The organism is Streptomyces sp. NPDC018026, from assembly GCF_044327745.1.
GTDB classification, from domain to species: Bacteria; Actinomycetota; Actinomycetes; order Streptomycetales; family Streptomycetaceae; genus Streptomyces; species Streptomyces rubrogriseus.
Genome location: NZ_JBIRFY010000001.1, coordinates 992,191 through 1,008,743, shown reverse-complemented (window position 1 = coordinate 1,008,743; position 16,553 = coordinate 992,191). Strand labels below are relative to the sequence as shown.

Sequence of the window (16,553 nt, the reverse complement as noted above, 5' to 3'; positions counted from 1 at the left end):
GAGAGAAGATGATCACTGTGACCGAAGCAACCGCCACCGCGGGAGCACTGCAGCGCCTGGCCGACCAGGGCGTGTCCGTCTGGCTCGACGACCTGTCGCGGCGGCGGATCGAGTCCGGCAACCTCGCCGAGCTGATCAGGACGAAGAACGTCGTCGGCGTCACCACCAACCCGTCGATCTTCCAGGCCGCCATAGGCTCCGGCGAAGGCTATGAGGAGCAGCTCGCCGACCTGGCGACCCGGGGCGTCACCGTCGACGAGGCGGTCCGCATGATGACCACCGCCGACGTCCGCTCCGCCGCCGACGTGCTGCGCGGGGTGTACGACGCCACCGGCGGGCGCGACGGCCGGGTCTCCATCGAGGTCGACCCCCGGCTCGCCCACGACACCCGGGCCACCGTCGCCGAGGCGCGTCAGCTGGCCTGGCTGGTCGACCGCCCCAACGTGATGATCAAGATCCCGGCGACGAAGGCCGGTCTCCCGGCCATCACCGAGGTCATCGGCGCGGGTATCAGCGTGAACGTCACGCTGATCTTCTCCCTGGAGCGCTACCGCGAGGTGATGGACGCCTACCTCGCCGGCCTGGAGAAGGCGCAGGCGGCCGGGATCGACCTGGCCGGCATCCACTCGGTCGCGTCCTTCTTCGTCTCCCGCGTCGACAGCGAGATCGACAAGCGCCTGTCGCTGCTGGGCACCGACGAGGCGCTCGGCCTGCGCGGGCGGGCGGCACTGGCCAACACGCGACTGGCCTACGAGGCGTACGAGAACGTCTTCGCGGGTGACCGCTTCACCGCCCTCGCGGGGGCCCGCGCCAACCCGCAGCGCCCCCTGTGGGCGTCCACCGGTGTGAAGGACCCGGCATTCCGGGACACCCTGTACGTGGAGGAGCTGGTCGCCCCCGGCACCGTGAACACGATGCCGGAGGCCACCCTGGACGCCGCCGCCGATCACGGCGACGTACGGGGCGACACGGTCACCGGCGGGTACGCCCAGGCGCGGGCCGACCTCGCGGCCGTGGAGCGGCTCGGCGTGTCGTACGACGAGGTGGTGGAGCAGTTGGAGCACGAGGGCGTGGCGAAGTTCGAGGCGGCCTGGCAGGACCTGCTCGCCGCCGTGACGAAGTCCCTCGACAGCAAGGGAGTTGACGGGGAATGAGCGAGGAACTTCCCGCTACGACGGTCCGGGAGACCAAGGCGACGAAGGAGGCCAAGGAGGCCCGGACGGCGCAGGAGGCGGCCGGACCGCCGCTCGCCGAGGAGGCCGGACAGGCCCGCGTCGCCGAGACGGCGAAGGCCGCAGGCGCTTCCGGTTCCTCCCGGAGCGCGAAGAAGACCGGGACGGCCCGCGCCGCCAAGGCACCGAAGGGCAAGGGTGCGGCCGGGCGGGCCGTGGAGCCGGTGGCACCGCTCGACTGGAGCAACCCGCTGCGCGATCCCCAGGACCGCCGTCTCCCCCGCATCGCGGGCCCGTCCGGGCTGGTCATCTTCGGCGTCACCGGTGACCTGTCCCGCAAGAAGCTGATGCCCGCCGTGTACGACCTGGCCAACCGCGGCCTGCTGCCGCCCGGCTTCTCGCTGGTCGGCTTCGCCCGCCGGGACTGGGAGGACCAGGACTTCGCCGAGGTCGTGCACGACGCGGTCAGGGAGCACGCGCGCACACCGTTCCGCGAGGAGGTCTGGCAGCAGCTCTCCGAGGGCATGCGCTTCATCCCCGGCGACTTCGACGACGACCACGCGTTCGAACAGCTGCGCAAGGCCGTCCAGGAGCTGGACGCGTCCCGCGGCACCAGCGGCAACTACGCCTTCTACCTCTCCGTGCCGCCGAAGTTCTTCCCGAAGGTCGTCCAGCAGCTCAAGAAGCACGGGCTGACCGACGCGCCGGAGGGTTCCTGGCGCCGTGCGGTCATCGAGAAGCCGTTCGGCCACGACCTGGACAGCGCCCGCGACCTGAACGCGCTGGTGCACGAGGTCTTCGACCCGGAGCAGGTCTTCCGCATCGACCACTACCTGGGCAAGGAGACGGTCCAGAACATCCTGGCGCTGCGCTTCGCCAACCAGATGTACGAGCCGATCTGGAACCGGTCCTACGTGGACCACGTGCAGATCACGATGGCCGAGGACATCGGCATCGGCGGCCGGGCAGGCTACTACGACGGCATCGGCGCCGCCCGCGACGTCATCCAGAACCACCTGCTCCAGCTGATGGCGCTGACCGCCATGGAGGAGCCGGCCGCCTTCGACGCGCGGTCGCTGCTCACCGAGAAGCTGAAGGTGCTGCGGGCCGTGCGGCTGCCGGACGACCTGGGCGAGCACACGGTGCGCGGGCAGTACGCGGGCGGCTGGCAGGGCGGCGCGCAGGTGCCCGGCTACCTGGAGGAGGACGGCATCGACCCGGCCTCCACCACCGACACCTACGCGGCGATCAAGCTGGGCGTCGACAACCGCCGCTGGGCCGGGGTGCCCTTCTACCTGCGCACCGGCAAGCGCCTGGGCCGCCGCGTCACCGAGATCGCGGTCGTCTTCCAGCGCGCCCCGCACTCCCCCTTCGACTCGACCGCCACCGAGGAGCTGGGCGAGAACGCCATCGTCATCCGCGTCCAGCCCGACGAGGGCATGACGGTGCGGTTCGGCTCCAAGGTGCCGGGCACGTCGATGGAGATCCGGGACGTGTCGATGGACTTCGCGTACGGCGAGTCCTTCACCGAGTCCAGCCCGGAGGCGTACGAACGGCTGATCCTGGACGTCCTTCTGGGTGACGCCAACCTGTTCCCGCGCCACCAGGAGGTGGAAGAGTCCTGGCGGATCCTCGACCCGATCGAGGAGTACTGGGCCTCGCACGACAAGCCGGCGCAGTACGCGTCGGGCGGCTGGGGACCGCGGGAAGCGGACGAGATGCTCGCACGAGACGGACGGAGCTGGCGCAGGCCATGAGGATCGACCTGACCGACACCACGGCAAGCAAGATCAACAAGGCGCTGGTGCAGGGCCGCCGGGCCATCGGCACCCCGGCCGTGGGCATGGTGCTCACGCTGGTCATCGTCACGGACGAGGAGAACGCCTACGACGCGATCAAGGCCGCCGAGGAGGCCTCGCACGAGCACCCCTCGCGCACCCTGGTCGTCATCAAGCGCCACCCGCGCAACCTGCGCGACCGCACCCGCTCGCACCTCGACGCCGAGGTCCGGGTCGGCTCCGAGGCCGGGACCGGCGAGACCGTCGTGCTGCGCATGTACGGCGAGGTGTCCGAGCACGCCGACTCGGTGGTGCTGCCGCTGCTGCTGCCGGACGCGCCGGTCGTCGTGTGGTGGCCGGTGGAGGCGCCGGACAACCCCGCGCAGGACCCGCTGGGCGCGCTGGCCCAGCGCCGGATCACCGACCTCTACACGGTCGAGCGGCCGATGGAGGTCCTGGAGCGCCGGGTCCGCGCCTACGCCCCCGGCGACACCGACCTGGCCTGGACCCGGCTGACGCTGTGGCGCTCGATGCTCGCCGCCGCCCTGGACCAGGCCCGGGTGCCGGTGACCTCCGCGGTCGTGGAGGCCGAGGCGGACAACCCGGCCGCCGAGCTGCTGGCCCGCTGGCTGGAGGCCCGCCTCGGCGTCCGCGTGGACCGCGTGATCACCGACGGGCCGGTCGTCACGGCCGTCCGCCTGGGCACGGCGAACGGCGAGATCGTCGTCGACCGGCCGGAGGGCCCGCTCGCCACGATGACCCTGCCCGGTCAGCCCCCGCGCTCGGTTGCCCTGAAGGTGCGCCCCACCTCCGAACTCATCGCCGAGGAGCTCAGGCGCCTCGACGCCGACGAGATGTACGCCGTCGCCCTGCGCGGCGAGGCCGGCAAGGAGACCCCCGTCCATGTCTGACAACCCGAAGCTCAACCAGCGGCCCGAGTGGACCGCGCTCGCGGACCACGCCAAGGGCACGCTGCCCCACCAGGACCTGCGCGAGCTGTTCGACCGGGACCCCGGGCGGGCGGAGCGGTACGTCGTGCGCGTGGGCGACCTGCGCATCGACTACTCGAAGAACCTCGTCACCGACGAGACGCTGGCCCTGCTCCAGGAGCTGGCCGCCGCGACCGGCGTGGCCGGGCTGCGCGACGCGATGTTCCGCGGTGAGCGCATCAACATCACCGAGGACCGGGCGGTGCTGCACACCGCGCTGCGCGCCCCCAGGGACGCGGTGATCGAGGTCGACGGCGAGAACGTCGTCCCCAAGGTGCACGCCGTACTCGACAAGATGGCCGGCTTCGCCGACCGGGTCCGCTCCGGCGAGTGGACCGGCCACACCGGCAAGCGCATCAAGAACGTCGTCAACATCGGCATCGGCGGCTCCGACCTCGGTCCGGCGATGGCCTACGAGGCGCTGCGGGCCTTCACCGACCGCTCCCTCACGGTCCGCTTCGTGTCCAACGTGGACGGCGCCGACCTGCACGAGGCGGTCCGGGACCTGGACCCGGCCGAGACGCTGTTCATCATCGCCTCCAAGACCTTCACCACCATCGAGACGATCACCAACGCCACCTCGGCCCGCTCCTGGCTGCTGAACGGCCTCGGGGGTGACGAGAAGGCGGTCGCGAAGCACTTCGTGGCCCTGTCGACGAACGCCGAGAAGGTCTCCGGCTTCGGCATCGACACGGCCAACATGTTCGAGTTCTGGGACTGGGTCGGCGGCCGCTACTCCTTCGACTCGGCCATCGGCCTCTCCCTGATGATCGCCATCGGCCCGGACCGCTTCCGCGAGATGCTCGACGGCTTCCGCATCGTCGACGAGCACTTCCGCAACGCCGAGGCCCCGGCCAACGCGCCGCTGCTCCTCGGCCTGCTGGGCGTCTGGTACGGCGACTTCCTGGGCGCGCAGTCGCACGCGGTGCTGCCGTACTCGCACTACCTGTCGAAGTTCACCGCGTACCTCCAGCAGCTCGACATGGAGTCCAACGGCAAGTCCGTCGACCGGGACGGGAACCCGGTTCAGTGGCAGACCGGGCCGGTGGTGTGGGGCACGCCGGGCACCAACGGGCAGCACGCCTACTACCAGCTGATCCACCAGGGCACCAAGCTGATCCCGGCGGACTTCATCGGCTTCGCCCGGCCCGTGGGCGAGCTGAGCGACGAACTCAAGGCGCAGCACGACCTGCTGATGGCCAACTTCTTCGCCCAGACCCAGGCCCTCGCCTTCGGCAAGACCCCGGACGAGGTACGCGCCGAGGGAGTGCCCGAGGAACTGGTCCCGCACAAGACCTTCCGCGGCAACCACCCCACCACCACCGTCCTGGCCGCCGAACTGACCCCCTCCGTCCTCGGCCAGCTCATCGCCCTGTACGAGCACAAGGTCTTCGTCCAGGGCGCGGTCTGGAACATCGACTCCTTCGACCAGTGGGGCGTCGAACTCGGCAAGGTGCTCGCCAAGCGCGTCGAACCCGCCCTCACCGAGGGCGCGGACGTGCCCGGCCTCGATCCCTCCACGGCCGCGCTGGTGGCCGCCTACCGTGAACTGAAGGAAGTGCACTGACATGGAGATCGGTCTCGTTGGTCTCGGCAAGATGGGCGGCAACATGCGCGAGCGGCTGCGCAACGCCGGCCACACCGTCGTCGGATACGACACCAATCCCGACCGGGCCGACGTCGACAGCCTGGTCGAGCTGGTGGACCGGCTGGAGCGGCCGCGCGCGGTCTGGGTGATGGTCCCGGCCGGCGGCGCCACCCAGCACGTCATCGACCAGCTGGCGACGCTGCTCAAGCCCGGTGACACCGTCATCGACGGCGGCAACTCCCGCTGGACGGACGACGAGCGGCACGCCGAGGACCTCGGCAAGCGCGGCATCAACTTCGTGGACGCCGGGGTGTCGGGCGGCGTGTGGGGGCTGGAGAACGGCTACGCCCTGATGGTCGGCGGCGACAAGGAGACCGTCGACGACCTCAAGCCGGTCTTCGACGCCCTCAAGCCGGACGGCCCCTACGGCTACGTCCACGCGGGCAAGGTCGGCGCCGGGCACTTCTCCAAGATGGTCCACAACGGCATCGAGTACGCCATGATGCAGGCCTACGCCGAGGGCTGGGAGCTGCTGGAGAAGGTCGACTCCGTGGACAACGTCCGCGAGGTCTTCCGCTCCTGGCAGGAGGGCACCGTCATCCGGTCCTGGCTCCTGGACCTGGCCGTCAACGCCCTCGACGACGACCACCACCTGGAGAAGCTGCGCGGCTACGCCGACGACTCCGGCGAGGGCCGCTGGACGGTGGAGGCGGCGATCGACAACGCCGTGCCGCTGCCCGCGATCACGGCCTCCCTCTTCGCCCGGTTCGCGTCCCGCCAGGAGGACTCGCCGCAGATGAAGATGGTCGCCGCGCTGCGCAACCAGTTCGGCGGGCACGCCGTGGAGTCGGCCAAGAAGTAGCCGCCCGGGAACAGCCGCCCGGGAAGTGGGCGGTCCGGGAAGTGAGCGCGGTCCTGGAACTGGGCGGTCCGGGAAGTGGGCGGTCCGGAAAGCGCGTTGACGTGATCGGCCGGTTCGGGTCAGAGTCCCTCCCTGATGGAGATCAACGACCTGACACCGGCCGAGTCGCGTCTTTGGCGGGCGTTCGCCTCGGGCACCGACGTGGACTTCCGGGCCGCGGGCTCCTCCGCCGCGGACTCCGACGACCCCGCCCACGGCGGCACCTGGGGACCCGAGCGGACCGTGCGCGCGAGCGTGCTGCGGGCCCTCCTCCTGGACGGCCCCCGGGAGGACGGCCGGGTCGCGGCGCTCAGCCTGACCGGCGCCCGCGTCACCGGGCAGCTGGACCTGCAGTACGCGACGGTCGACCACCCCGTGCGGCTGCGGCACTGCCACTTCGACGAGGCACCGAGGTTCTACGGCGCCCGGCTGCGCGAGCTGAACCTGAGCGAGTCCGTGCTGCCCGGGCTGATCTCGCACGCGGTCCGGGTGGAGGGCGTACTGCGGCTGACCCGGGCCCGGTTCAGCGGTACGGTGCGGCTCGCGGGGGCGGAGGTCACCGGCAGCCTGTATCTGGAGAGCACCCGCATCGAGACGCAGAACACCGGGACGCCGGACGGCGAGTGGCCGGTGCTCCAGCTGAACCAGGCGGTGCTGGGCGCCGACCTGTGGGCGCCGGGGCTCCGCGCGGGCGGCGAGGTCCGGCTCACCGGCGCCCGGGTGGCCGGCACGGTCAACCTGAACGACGCGGTGCTGGACCGGCCGGGCGGCACCGCCGTCCAGGCCGAGACGCTGGCCGCCGAGGCCGACGTGCTGATGCGGCGCGCGGACGTCCGGGGCCGGCTGGAGCTGCGCGGTGCCCGGATACCCGGCCGGCTGGACCTGTCGCACGCCCGGCTGGCCAACCCCGGGAACACCGCACTGCGCGCCAGCAGCTGCGCGATCGGCGAACTCTGGCTGCGGGAGGGCCCGGCGGTGCAGGGAGCGCTCAATCTGCGCCGCGCCCAGGTGGACGTGCTGTTCCTCCAGCCGGAGGTGGTGCCGGCCTGGGTCCAGCTCAACGACCTCACGTACACGTCGCTCGTCCCGCACGAGCCCGCCCAGCGCCGGCTGCCGATGCTGGAGAAGGGGGACAGCTATCTCCCTTTCACCTACGAGCAGTTGACCGCCTCCTACCGGCGCATCGGTGACGACGACGCGGCCCGCCTCGTACAGCTCGCCAAGCAGCGGCGGCGCCGGCGCACCCTGCCCTGGTACGGCCGTCTGTGGGGGCACCTCCAGGACATCGCGGTCGGATACGGCTTCCGTCCGCTGCGCGCGGGCGGCTGGCTGCTCTCGCTGCTCGCGGTCGGCTCGGTCGTCTACGGGCTGCACCACCCGCCGCCGCTCAAGCCGCAGGAGGCCCCCGGCTTCGACCCGGTCTTCTACACGCTGGACCTGCTGCTGCCGGTGATCTCCTTCGGCCAGGAGAACGCGTTCTCGCCCGAGGGCGGGTACCAGACGCTCTCCTACGTCCTGATCGTCACCGGCTGGATCCTGGCCACGACGGTGATCACCGGCCTGACCCGCACCGTCAGCCGCCAGTGAGGATCTCCGTGCGCGGCCAGGGGTTCCGAGCAGGCGGGTACGGGGTATGCCGGACGCGTCCCGAACGAACGATCAAGGAGAGCGATCTCGATGCCACCCCTGCGCCAGGAGGTCGACCCGGGTGCGGCCGGGCTGGACCCCGCAGCGCTGGCCCGGCTCGACCTGCACTTCGCCCGGCAGGTCGACGAGGGCCGGCTGCCCGGGTTCCTGGTGGCGGTCGCGCGCGGCGGCCGCGTCGCCCATCTGACCGTGCACGGACTGCGGGACGTCGCGGCCGGACTCCCGGTGACGGCCGACACGCTGTGGCGGATCTACTCCATGACCAAGCCCGTCACGTCCGTCGCGGTGCTGACCCTGGTGGAGGAGGGCCGGCTGGCGCTGGACGATCCCGTCGACCGGTACCTGCCGGCCTTCGCCGAACCGCGGGTGTACGTCGGGGGGACCGGGGCGGACGTCGTCACCCGCCCCGCCGCCGGTCCGGTGCGGGTCCGGCACCTGATGACCCACACCGCGGGGCTGACGTTCGGCTTCTACCGTTCCCACCCCGTGGACGCGCTGTACCGGGCGGCCGGTGTGGAGTCCTCGGTGCGGCCGGGTGCCGACCTGGCCGAGACGGTCGACCTGTACGCGAGCCTGCCCCTGCAGTTCGAACCGGGCACCGAGTGGAACTACTCGGTGGCCAGCAACGTACTGGGGCGGCTGGTGGAAGTGGTGTCCGGGCAGCCCCTCGACGTGTTCTGCGCCGAGCGGATCTTCGGACCGCTGGGTATGGCGGACACCGGATTCCACGTCACCGACGCCCAGGCGGGCCGCCTGGCCGAGCTGTACGGCGAGACGGAGGACGGCGGCATCGTGCCGGTCCCCGGGCTGCCGCTGCGGGGCCGGCCGCGGTTCCTGTCGGGCAGCGGCGGCCTGGCCTCGTCCGCCTACGACGTGCACCGGTTCGCGGAACTGCTGCGGCGTCGCGGCGAACTCGACGGGCTACGGCTGCTCGCCCCGGCGACGGTGGACCTGATGACCCGCAACCACCTCCCGGGCGGCGCCGACCTGCGGTCCTTCGGCAGCCGCCCGGCGCACGACGAACCCGGCAACGACGGCGTCGGCTTCGGCCTCGGTGTCTCCGTGGTGACCGACCCGGGCCGCACGCGGTCGCCCTCCGGGCTCGGCACCTACGGCTGGAGCGGAGTGGCGACGACCACCTTCTGGGTCGACCCGGGCCGTGATCTGACGGTGCAGTTCATGACCCAGGTGCGGCCGAGGTCCTCGCACACGGTCTACCCGGACCTGAAGCGGCTCGTGCACGAGGCCCTCACGGACTGATCCGGCCCGGCGGAACCGGTTTCCCCGCGGTCAGGACGAGACGGGCGCCATCGCGTCCAGGTGCGGCAGGTGGTGGTCGAGCCGCTCCCGCTTGGTGCGCAGGTAGGTGATGTTCGACGCGCACGGCGGGATCAGCAGCGGCACCTGCTCGGCGACCTGGATGCCGTGCCGCACCAACGCCTCGCGCTTGCGCGGGTTGTTGGACATCAGCCGCACCGACCGCACCCCGAGGTCGTCCAGGATCCGGGCCGCGACGCCGTAGTCCCGGGCGTCCACGGGAAGGCCGAGGGCGAGGTTCGCCTCCACCGTGTCCAGGCCCTCCGCCTGCAACGCCATCGCGCGCAGCTTGGCCAGCAGGCCGATGCCGCGCCCCTCGTGCCCGCGCAGGTAGACCACGACGCCACTGCCCGCGTCGGCCACCTGCCGCAGCGCGGAGGCGAGTTGGGCGCCGCACTCGCAGTGCTGGGAGCCGAAGGCGTCGCCGGTCAGGCACTCCGAGTGGAGCCGGGTGAGCACGCCTTCGGCGCCGAGGTCGCCGTACACGAGGGCCACTTGCTCGTCACCGCGTTCGTGGTCGAAATAGCCGAACGCCCGGAATTTCCCGTACACGGTGGGAAGCGGCGTCACCACGATCCGCTCCACGTCCGTGCGCTGTGCTGTCTTCTTGCCGAGTACACCGATTTTTTCTGTCATGATTATCGCGTTCCTCAACAGTTTGCTCAACCGAGATGAAAGGCCGTGCGGGAATGGATGCTTCACTGGTGCCGGCGGACACGAGCGACGATGTGCGCGAACGTGGCTCCGGGGTCGCGGTGCTGCCGGTCGGGAGTTTCGAGCAGCACGGCCCGCACCTGCCGCTGGCGACCGACACCCTCGTCGCCTGCGCCGTCGCCCGGGCGGTGGCCGACGCGTATCCGGTGCATCTGCTGCCGCCGGTGACGATCGGCTGCTCGCACGAGCACGCGGACTGGCCGGGGACCGTCAGCATCTCCGCCGTGACCCTGCACGCGGTGGTGCGCGACATAGCCGACTCCCTGCGCCGCTCGGGTGTCGAGGCCCTGGTCGTGGTCAACGGGCACGGCGGCAACTACGTGCTGGGCAACGTCGTTCAGGAGTCCTCGGCACGCGGTGGGCGGATGGCGCTGTTCCCGGCCGCGGAGGACTGGGAGACGGCGCGCCGGCGGGCCGGGGTGGTCACCTCGCTGCTCACCGACATGCACGCGGGGGAAATCGAGACCTCCATTCTTCTGCACAAGCATCCCGAATTGGTCAGGCCCGGTTACGAGGCCGCCGATTTCGTCGCGGACGACCGGCGTCATCTGCTCTCCCTCGGTATGTCCGCCTACACCGATTCCGGTGTCATCGGGCGGCCTTCACTGGGCTCGGCGGAAAAGGGGAAGGAACTGCTGGCAAGCCTGGCGGATTCCTTCGGGGAATATTTCGCACTGCTGACGCCCGGGACGGCGGGGACACCGGCCACGTCCGACGGCTCCGGCCGCACCGCCGACTCCGACGGCTCCGGCGATTCCGGCGGCTCCGACGGCTCCGACGGCGAGCGGGTGTAGCGCACGGCGTACCGGCGTCCGACGAGGACGACGACGCCGGGCAGGCTCGCCACGAGGCTGAGCACGCCGTACACCACCGCCACGCCCAGCCCGGTGCCCGCGCCGAGCCCTGCCGCGCCGAACGCCCACGCGGTGACGCCCTCCCGGGGTCCCCAGCCGCCCACGTTCAGCGGCAGCCCCATGGCGAGCAGCGCCAGCACGGCCAGCGGCGTGAGCGCGGCGACCGAGGCCGCGCTGCCGGCGACCCGGGCGGCGAGCACGAACATCGTGAGGTGTCCGGCGAGCACGACGCCGGACGAGAGGGCGATGCCCGGCAGGTTCCGCCGGGACAGCAGCGCGTCCCGTGCCTCACCGAGCGCCGTCCGCACGGCCCGGCCCCGGCGTGCGGGGGCCCGGTTCATGCGCAGGGCGAGGAGGACGGCGAGCGCGCCGGCCAGGGCCAGGGCCACGACGGGTGCGAGGTGCCGTACCTCGGCGAGCACCGGGGACGGCATCGTGAGCAGTACCCCGGCCCCGACCCCGATCAACGCGAGCTGCCCCGCGACCCGTTCGAGGACGACGGCGCGCACGCCCCGCCCCAGGTCCCCGGTGCTCCGCCCGTGCCGCACCGCGCGGTGCACGTCGCCGAGGACGCCGCCGGGCAGGGCCGCGTTGAGGAACAGGGCGCGGTAGTAGTCGGCGACGGCCGCCGCGAGCGGCAGCCGGATGCGCAGCCCCCGGGCGACCAGGGCCCAACGCCAGGCACTGAACACCGTGGTGACCAGTCCGATCCCGAGAGCCGCCAGAACGGTGGGCCCGTCGATCCGGCGCAGCCCGTCCAGGAAGGCGCCGGTCCCCAGCCGCCACAGGAGCACGGCGAGGACGGCGGTGCCGACGATCGTGCCGAGGTGGGCGCGCAGGGCGCGGCGGCGGGGAGCCGGGACGCCGGTGGCGGCGTACGGGCGTGCGGGCATCGGCAGTTCCCGCGCCGGTACGGTCGACACCGTCGGCAGCGTCGGTGCGCTCACCGGGCCCCGCCCGTCGGCCGGCACAGCGCCAGCAGGTCGGTGTGGTGGACGACGACACGCAACTCCCCGGCCGCGCAGGCCGCGAGGCGCTCCTCCAGGTACCGGTCGGCCCGCGCCCGCAGTTCCGGGCGCTGTTCGACGGCCGCACCGACCCAGCCCCGCAGCCACTGGGCGGTGAGTCCGGCCTCGTCGGGTCCCAGCTGCCAGTCACTGGGGTGCGCCCGTACGGTGGCGCCGTGCCCGGCGAAGGCCTCGGCGGCGGCGGTGACGGCGTCCGGACCGAGCAGGCCGGTGCGCCGCTGGTGGTCGTTGAACGCCTCGGTGATCTCGGCGTCCAGGGGATGGGGCGGGGTGAGCTCTACGCGTCCGGCGACGGAGAGGGTCAGCAGCGCCGGGCAGCCGGCCGCGGTACAGGCGGCGGCGAGCTTGCCGACCTCCTCGGCGGTGAGGACGTCGAGCAGCGCGGACGCCGTCACCAACGCGGCGCCGTGCAACGCGTCCGGGGAGAGGCGGGCGAGGTCCCCGCGCCGCGTCTCGACGGTGACGCGGCTGCCGTCGGCGGCGGTGCGCGGGGCGGCGACGGCGGCGAAGTGCAAGAGGTAGGGGTCGCGGTCGTGCAGCACCCAGTGCTGGGCACCGTCGAGCAGCGGGGCCAGCCAGCGCCCCATCGACCCGGTGCCGCAGCCCAGGTCGTGCACCACCAGCCCGTCCGCCCGCCCCGGCAGGTTGGCGAGCCTGATCCGCAGCGGGTCGAGCAGGTCGTGGGCCCGCGCGGCGGCATCGGCGGGCTCGCGCAGCCGCAGCCACTCGGGGGCGTAGCGCGGGGGCTCCGCGGGGTGCTCGCGCACCGGCGCTCCGCGCAGGCGGACGGTGGCACGCTCGCCGGAGGACCGCCTGGCGGCGTCGTCCGGCGGCTGCGTCGCGGGGCGGACCGGGCCCGCGACGGGGACGACGGCGTTCCGGTCGGCGGGCTTGCTCGTGCTCATGCGGCCCTCCTCGGTTCGCCCGGCAGCCGGTGCAGTACGCCGGCCAGGCTCTGGGCCGTGCTCGCCCAGCCGTTCAGGGCGGCGCGGCGACCACGGGCGGCGGCCTTGAGCCGCCGTCGTACGTCCGGCTCGCCGAACCAGCCGCGCAGCTCCGCGGCGAGGGCGGCGGGGTCCTCCGGCGGGACGAGGATGCCGGGTACGCCCCCGTCGGGCGCGCGTCCGACCGCCTCCGGCAGGCCGCCGACGTCCGTGGCCAGCACGGGGATGCCGCGGGCGAGTGCCTCGGTCACCGCCATGCCGTACGTCTCGGCGTACGAGGTGAGGACCATCAGGTCGGCGGCGGCGTAGATGGCGTCCAGGCCGGCGCCGTTCCGCGGTCCGGCGAGCACCAGCCGCTCCTGCAGACCGTGCCGCGCGATCAGCGACCGCAGCCGGCCGACGTACTCCGGATCCTGTGCGAGCCCGCCGACGCACACGCAGCTCCACGACAGGTCGGACACCGTCGCCAGCGCCTCCACCAGCCGGTGCTGGCCTTTGCGCGGGGTGACCGCGGCGACGCACACCAGCCGGGAGACGCCGTCGGTGCCCGGAGCGAGGGGCGCGATGTCGGCGCCGGGAGCGGCCACGTGGACGCGGCCCGGGTCCAGGCCGTGGTGGGAGACGAGGCGGCGCACCGCCCAGTCGCTGGTGGCGACGACGGCCGGGACGGCACGCAGCACCGTGCGCTCGCGGGCGTCCAGGCCGGCCGCCACGGCGGGGTCGAGGCCGGTCTCGTCGCCGAGCGGGAGGTGGACGAGGACGGCCATGCGCAGCCGTTCGGCCTCCGGGACGACGACCTCCGGCACCCCGCAGGCCACCAGACCGTCGAGGAGGACGACCGCGCCGTCCGGCAACCGCCGCAGGACGCGGGCGAGTTCCGCGCGGGCCGCGTCGTCCGGCCGGGGCCAGTCGCCGGGCACGGGCAGCCCCCGTACCCGCCAGCCGAAGCCGGGCAGGTCGAGCCGTACCCGCCGGTCGTAGGCGTTGCCGCCACTGGGCGCGGCCGGGTCGTCGACGCCGCCCGGCATGACGAAGTGCACGGATCGCAGGGACATGGGGACGATCCCCCCGTTCCTCGGGACCGGGACCGGGACCGGGGTCTGGGGCTGGGTCTGGGTCTGGGTCGTCCCCGGCGGCTGGGCGGGGACGTGGGCGAGCCGGGTCCGCCCGGCGGCGGTCGTGCCGGTCACAGCGCACGCTCGTAACTCGCCCAGGCGACGTGCGACTCGTGCAGAGTGACGGTGAGCCCGGCCAGGCCCTTGGCGCCCTCGCCGAGCGCGCCCTTGTGCACGCGCTCGGCGAGCCGGTCGGCGATGACCTTGGCCAGGAACTCCGTGGAGGTGTTGACGCCGGCGAAGTCGGGTTCGTTGTCGAGGTTGCGGTAGTTCAGCGCACCCACGACGGCACCCAGCTCCTGGGTGGCCAGACCGATGTCGACGACGATGTTGTCCTCGTCCAGCTGCTCGCGCCGGAAGGTGGCGTCCACCAGGAACGTCGCTCCGTGCAGGCGTTGCGCGGGCCCGAAGACGTCGCCGCGGAAGCTGTGGGCGATCATGATGTGATCGCGGACGGTGATGCTGAACAACGGACGACCCTCCAGGTGTGGCGCGTCTGGTCCCCCGCCGATCGCTGCGCGGGTGCCGTCTATTACGGCTGGATGCCTTCCCCTGTTCAGTGGGCCGTACGTCTTTCCTCAAGGTCAGGCGCCGCCGCGGGCGTCCGTGCCGGTGTCCTCGTCGTCGTAGCGGATCCGGTGGCACAGGGCGGGGAGCGCGCCGGAGGCCAGCCGCGGCATCAGCTCCGGCAGTTCGGCGAAGGCGGATTCACCGGTGACGAGCGCGTCGAGCGCCGGGTCGGCGAGCAGTTCGAGGGCGAGCGCGAGCCGGTCGGTGTAGGTGCGGGTGGCGGCGCGGGCCGGTGAGACGGTGCCGACCTGGCTGCCGCGCAGGGTCAGGCGCCGGGAGTGGAAGGCCTCGCCCAGCGGCAGGGCGACGCCCCGGTCGCCGTACCAGCTCAGTTCGACGACGGTGCCCTCGGGCCGCAGCAGTTCCAGCGACCGGGCGAGCCCGGCCTCCGTGGCGCTGGCGTGCACGACGAGGTCGCGGTCCCCGGCGGCGTCGTCCGGGGACGCGAATCCGGCACCGAGCGCCTCGGCGACGTCCCCCCGGGCCGGGTCGGCGTCGACCAACTCCACCCGCACGCCCGGGAACCGGGCCAGCAGGGCGGCGACCGAGCAGCCGACCATGCCGCCGCCGACCACGCTGACCCGGTCGCCGATCAGCGGCGCCGCGTCCCACAGGGCGTTGACGGCGGTCTCGACGGTGCCGGCGAGCACGGCCCGCCCGGCGGGGACCGAGGGCGGTACCGGCGTCACGGCCGCGGCGGGGACGACGTACCGGGTCTGGTGCGGGTGAAGACAGAACACGGTGCGCCCGACGAGACGCTCCGGCCCCTCCTCCACCACCCCGACGCCGAGGTAGCCGTACTTCACCGGCCCGGGGAAGTCGCCCTCCTGGAACGGCGCGCGCATCGCCGTGTACTGGTTCTCCGGCACCCGGCCGCCGAAGACGAGGGTCTCGGTGCCACGGCTGACCCCGCTGAAGAGGGCGCGCACGAGCACCTCGTCCGCGCCCGGTACCGGCAGCTCCACCTCGCGGATCGCACCCCGCCCCGGCGCTTCGAGCCAGAACGCACGTGCCATGCGTGTCATCGGAAGTCCTCCTGAACGATCGGGAAGCCACTCACGTACCGAGGGATGCACAAGCCGCGCACAAGGTAGCGGCGTTGATCGACTCTGTCACACGGCCGGAGGATGTTCGGTGGCCCTGATCAACCTGAACCACACGGACGACGCGTACGACGCGTACGACGCCGGTCCCGCGAGGTCCGTTCAGCAGGAGACGGCGGTCGGCGCGGGCGCGCAGATCCTGCTCCTGGCCCTGCTCGGCACCGCGATCGGCATGGGCACGGCGGGCTGGCTGACCGGCCTGGCGTTCGCGTTCGCGAGCTGGGCGGTGCTCTCCCGTGCCCTGCACCGCTCCCGGCTGCCGTCGTTCGGCCCGGCCAACCGGGTCACCCTCGGCCGGGCCACCCTGGTCGGCGGGGTCACCGCCCTGGTCGCGGACTCCTTCCGCAGCGCGCCGCCCGTGTCCCTCCTCGTCGGCCTGACGGCCGTGGCCCTGATCCTGGACGGCGTGGACGGCAAGGTCGCCCGCCGCACCGGCACGTCGACACCGCTGGGCGCGCGCTTCGACATGGAGGTCGACGCGTTCCTCATCCTGGTGCTGAGCGTGTACGTCGCGCTGGACCTGGGCCCGTGGGTGCTGCTGATCGGCGGCATGCGGTACGTGTTCGTGGCCGCGGCCCGGGTGTGGCCGTGGCTGACGGCCCCGCTGCCGCCGAGCACGGCCCGCAAGACGGTGGCCGCGCTCCAGGGCGTCCTGCTGCTCCTCGCGGGTGCGGAACTGCTGCCGCGCGCGGGGAACGCCGCAGTGGTGGCGGTGGCGCTGGGCCTGTTGGTGTGGTCGTTCGGGCGGGACGTGCGGCGGCTGTGGCGGCGGTCGCGGATTCCCGCGGCACCTGCCACGGCGATGCGGGAACTCGTCGCGCAGTAGGCCCGCC

At 72.9% G+C, this 16,553-nt stretch carries 14 protein-coding genes and 1 pseudogene; 9 read left to right on the top strand and 6 right to left on the bottom strand.

Features of this window, described 5'->3' with window-relative positions; genetic code table 11:
- Positions 1-8 precede the first annotated feature (8 nt).
- The 7 genes from tal to ACH4D3_RS04075 all read left to right on the top strand — a co-directional run bounded on the left by tal (position 9) and on the right by ACH4D3_RS04075 (position 9,335).
- Positions 9-1,154 (top strand): transaldolase, encoded by a 1,146-nt coding sequence (gene tal, locus ACH4D3_RS04105; RefSeq protein WP_398316074.1) that lies wholly within the window; start codon positions 9-11, stop codon positions 1,152-1,154.
- A complete protein-coding gene (gene zwf / locus ACH4D3_RS04100; RefSeq protein ID WP_398316073.1) occupies positions 1,151-2,929 on the top strand; it encodes a glucose-6-phosphate dehydrogenase in 1,779 nt (592 codons plus the stop codon). The genes tal and zwf overlap by 4 nt, the downstream gene beginning before the upstream one ends.
- Positions 2,926-3,861, top strand: a complete 936-nt coding sequence (opcA, locus tag ACH4D3_RS04095) for a glucose-6-phosphate dehydrogenase assembly protein OpcA (RefSeq protein ID WP_398316071.1) — start codon at positions 2,926-2,928, stop codon at positions 3,859-3,861. The genes zwf and opcA overlap by 4 nt, the downstream gene beginning before the upstream one ends.
- On the top strand, positions 3,854-5,506 hold the full coding sequence (gene pgi, locus ACH4D3_RS04090) for a glucose-6-phosphate isomerase (RefSeq protein ID WP_398316069.1): 1,653 nt from the start codon (positions 3,854-3,856) through the stop codon (positions 5,504-5,506). Before opcA ends, pgi begins: the two co-directional genes overlap by 8 nt.
- Before the next feature lies 1 nt (position 5,507).
- Positions 5,508-6,389, top strand: coding sequence for a phosphogluconate dehydrogenase (NAD(+)-dependent, decarboxylating) (gnd, locus tag ACH4D3_RS04085; protein ID WP_398316067.1), 882 nt, complete (start codon positions 5,508-5,510; stop codon positions 6,387-6,389).
- 135 nt (positions 6,390-6,524) lie between these two features.
- Complete coding sequence (locus tag ACH4D3_RS04080) at positions 6,525-8,015, top strand: membrane-associated oxidoreductase (protein ID WP_398316065.1); 1,491 nt, start codon at positions 6,525-6,527, stop codon at positions 8,013-8,015.
- 90 nt (positions 8,016-8,105) lie between these two features.
- Positions 8,106-9,335 carry a serine hydrolase domain-containing protein gene (locus tag ACH4D3_RS04075; RefSeq protein ID WP_398316064.1) on the top strand — a complete coding sequence of 410 codons (1,230 nt, stop codon included), beginning with the start codon at positions 8,106-8,108 and terminating at the stop codon, positions 9,333-9,335.
- Between the two features lie 30 nt (positions 9,336-9,365).
- Here ACH4D3_RS04075 and ribA read toward each other — a convergent pair whose 3' ends face one another.
- The gene (ribA, locus tag ACH4D3_RS04070; RefSeq protein WP_398316062.1) at positions 9,366-10,028 is read right to left on the bottom strand and encodes a GTP cyclohydrolase II; all 663 of its coding nucleotides are present in this window, start codon (positions 10,026-10,028) and stop codon (positions 9,366-9,368) included.
- A gap of 35 nt (positions 10,029-10,063) precedes the next feature.
- On the opposite strand from ribA, the pseudogene ACH4D3_RS04065 reads away from it, so the two are divergent.
- Positions 10,064-10,789 (top strand): annotated as a pseudogene (locus ACH4D3_RS04065) (creatininase family protein); the annotation flags it as partial.
- Here ACH4D3_RS04065 and ACH4D3_RS04060 read toward each other — a convergent pair.
- From ACH4D3_RS04060 to ACH4D3_RS04040, 5 genes are all read right to left on the bottom strand, one after another.
- The gene (locus ACH4D3_RS04060) at positions 10,678-11,853 is read right to left on the bottom strand and encodes a lysylphosphatidylglycerol synthase transmembrane domain-containing protein (protein ID WP_398316639.1); all 1,176 of its coding nucleotides are present in this window, start codon (positions 11,851-11,853) and stop codon (positions 10,678-10,680) included. The pseudogene ACH4D3_RS04065 and the gene ACH4D3_RS04060 sit on opposite strands and share 112 nt — an antisense overlap.
- Before the next feature lie 50 nt (positions 11,854-11,903).
- Positions 11,904-12,893 (bottom strand): SAM-dependent methyltransferase, encoded by a 990-nt coding sequence (locus ACH4D3_RS04055; RefSeq protein WP_398316060.1) that lies wholly within the window; start codon positions 12,891-12,893, stop codon positions 11,904-11,906.
- A complete protein-coding gene (locus tag ACH4D3_RS04050; RefSeq protein WP_398316058.1) occupies positions 12,890-14,122 on the bottom strand; it encodes a glycosyltransferase family 4 protein in 1,233 nt (410 codons plus the stop codon). The genes ACH4D3_RS04055 and ACH4D3_RS04050 overlap by 4 nt, the downstream gene beginning before the upstream one ends.
- Positions 14,119-14,517, bottom strand: coding sequence for a 6-carboxytetrahydropterin synthase (locus ACH4D3_RS04045; RefSeq protein ID WP_356861895.1), 399 nt, complete (start codon positions 14,515-14,517; stop codon positions 14,119-14,121). Before ACH4D3_RS04045 ends, ACH4D3_RS04050 begins: the two co-directional genes overlap by 4 nt.
- Positions 14,518-14,631: 114 nt before the next feature.
- The gene (locus tag ACH4D3_RS04040) at positions 14,632-15,642 is read right to left on the bottom strand and encodes a zinc-binding alcohol dehydrogenase (protein ID WP_398316056.1); all 1,011 of its coding nucleotides are present in this window, start codon (positions 15,640-15,642) and stop codon (positions 14,632-14,634) included.
- Between the two features lie 109 nt (positions 15,643-15,751).
- On the opposite strand from ACH4D3_RS04040, the gene ACH4D3_RS04035 reads away from it, so the two are divergent.
- On the top strand, positions 15,752-16,546 hold the full coding sequence (locus ACH4D3_RS04035) for a CDP-alcohol phosphatidyltransferase family protein (protein ID WP_398316054.1): 795 nt from the start codon (positions 15,752-15,754) through the stop codon (positions 16,544-16,546).
- Positions 16,547-16,553 lie beyond the last annotated feature (7 nt).

Bases quoted from the DNA above. Each gene is read 5' to 3' on its own strand.
- zwf (WP_398316073.1), top strand. From the start codon at position 1,151: ATGAGCGAGGAACTTCCCGCTACGACGGTCCGGGAGACCAAGGCGACG.
- ACH4D3_RS04075 (WP_398316064.1), top strand. From the start codon at position 8,106: ATGCCACCCCTGCGCCAGGAGGTCGACCCGGGTGCGGCCGGGCTGGAC.
- ribA (WP_398316062.1), bottom strand. From the start codon at position 10,028: ATGACAGAAAAAATCGGTGTACTCGGCAAGAAGACAGCACAGCGCACG.
- ACH4D3_RS04055 (WP_398316060.1), bottom strand. From the start codon at position 12,893: ATGAGCACGAGCAAGCCCGCCGACCGGAACGCCGTCGTCCCCGTCGCG.
- tal (WP_398316074.1), top strand. From the start codon at position 9: ATGATCACTGTGACCGAAGCAACCGCCACCGCGGGAGCACTGCAGCGC.
- pgi (WP_398316069.1), top strand. From the start codon at position 3,854: ATGTCTGACAACCCGAAGCTCAACCAGCGGCCCGAGTGGACCGCGCTC.
- ACH4D3_RS04080 (WP_398316065.1), top strand. From the start codon at position 6,525: ATGGAGATCAACGACCTGACACCGGCCGAGTCGCGTCTTTGGCGGGCG.
- ACH4D3_RS04040 (WP_398316056.1), bottom strand. From the start codon at position 15,642: ATGACACGCATGGCACGTGCGTTCTGGCTCGAAGCGCCGGGGCGGGGT.
- ACH4D3_RS04060 (WP_398316639.1), bottom strand. From the start codon at position 11,853: ATGCCCGCACGCCCGTACGCCGCCACCGGCGTCCCGGCTCCCCGCCGC.
- gnd (WP_398316067.1), top strand. From the start codon at position 5,508: ATGGAGATCGGTCTCGTTGGTCTCGGCAAGATGGGCGGCAACATGCGC.
- opcA (WP_398316071.1), top strand. From the start codon at position 2,926: ATGAGGATCGACCTGACCGACACCACGGCAAGCAAGATCAACAAGGCG.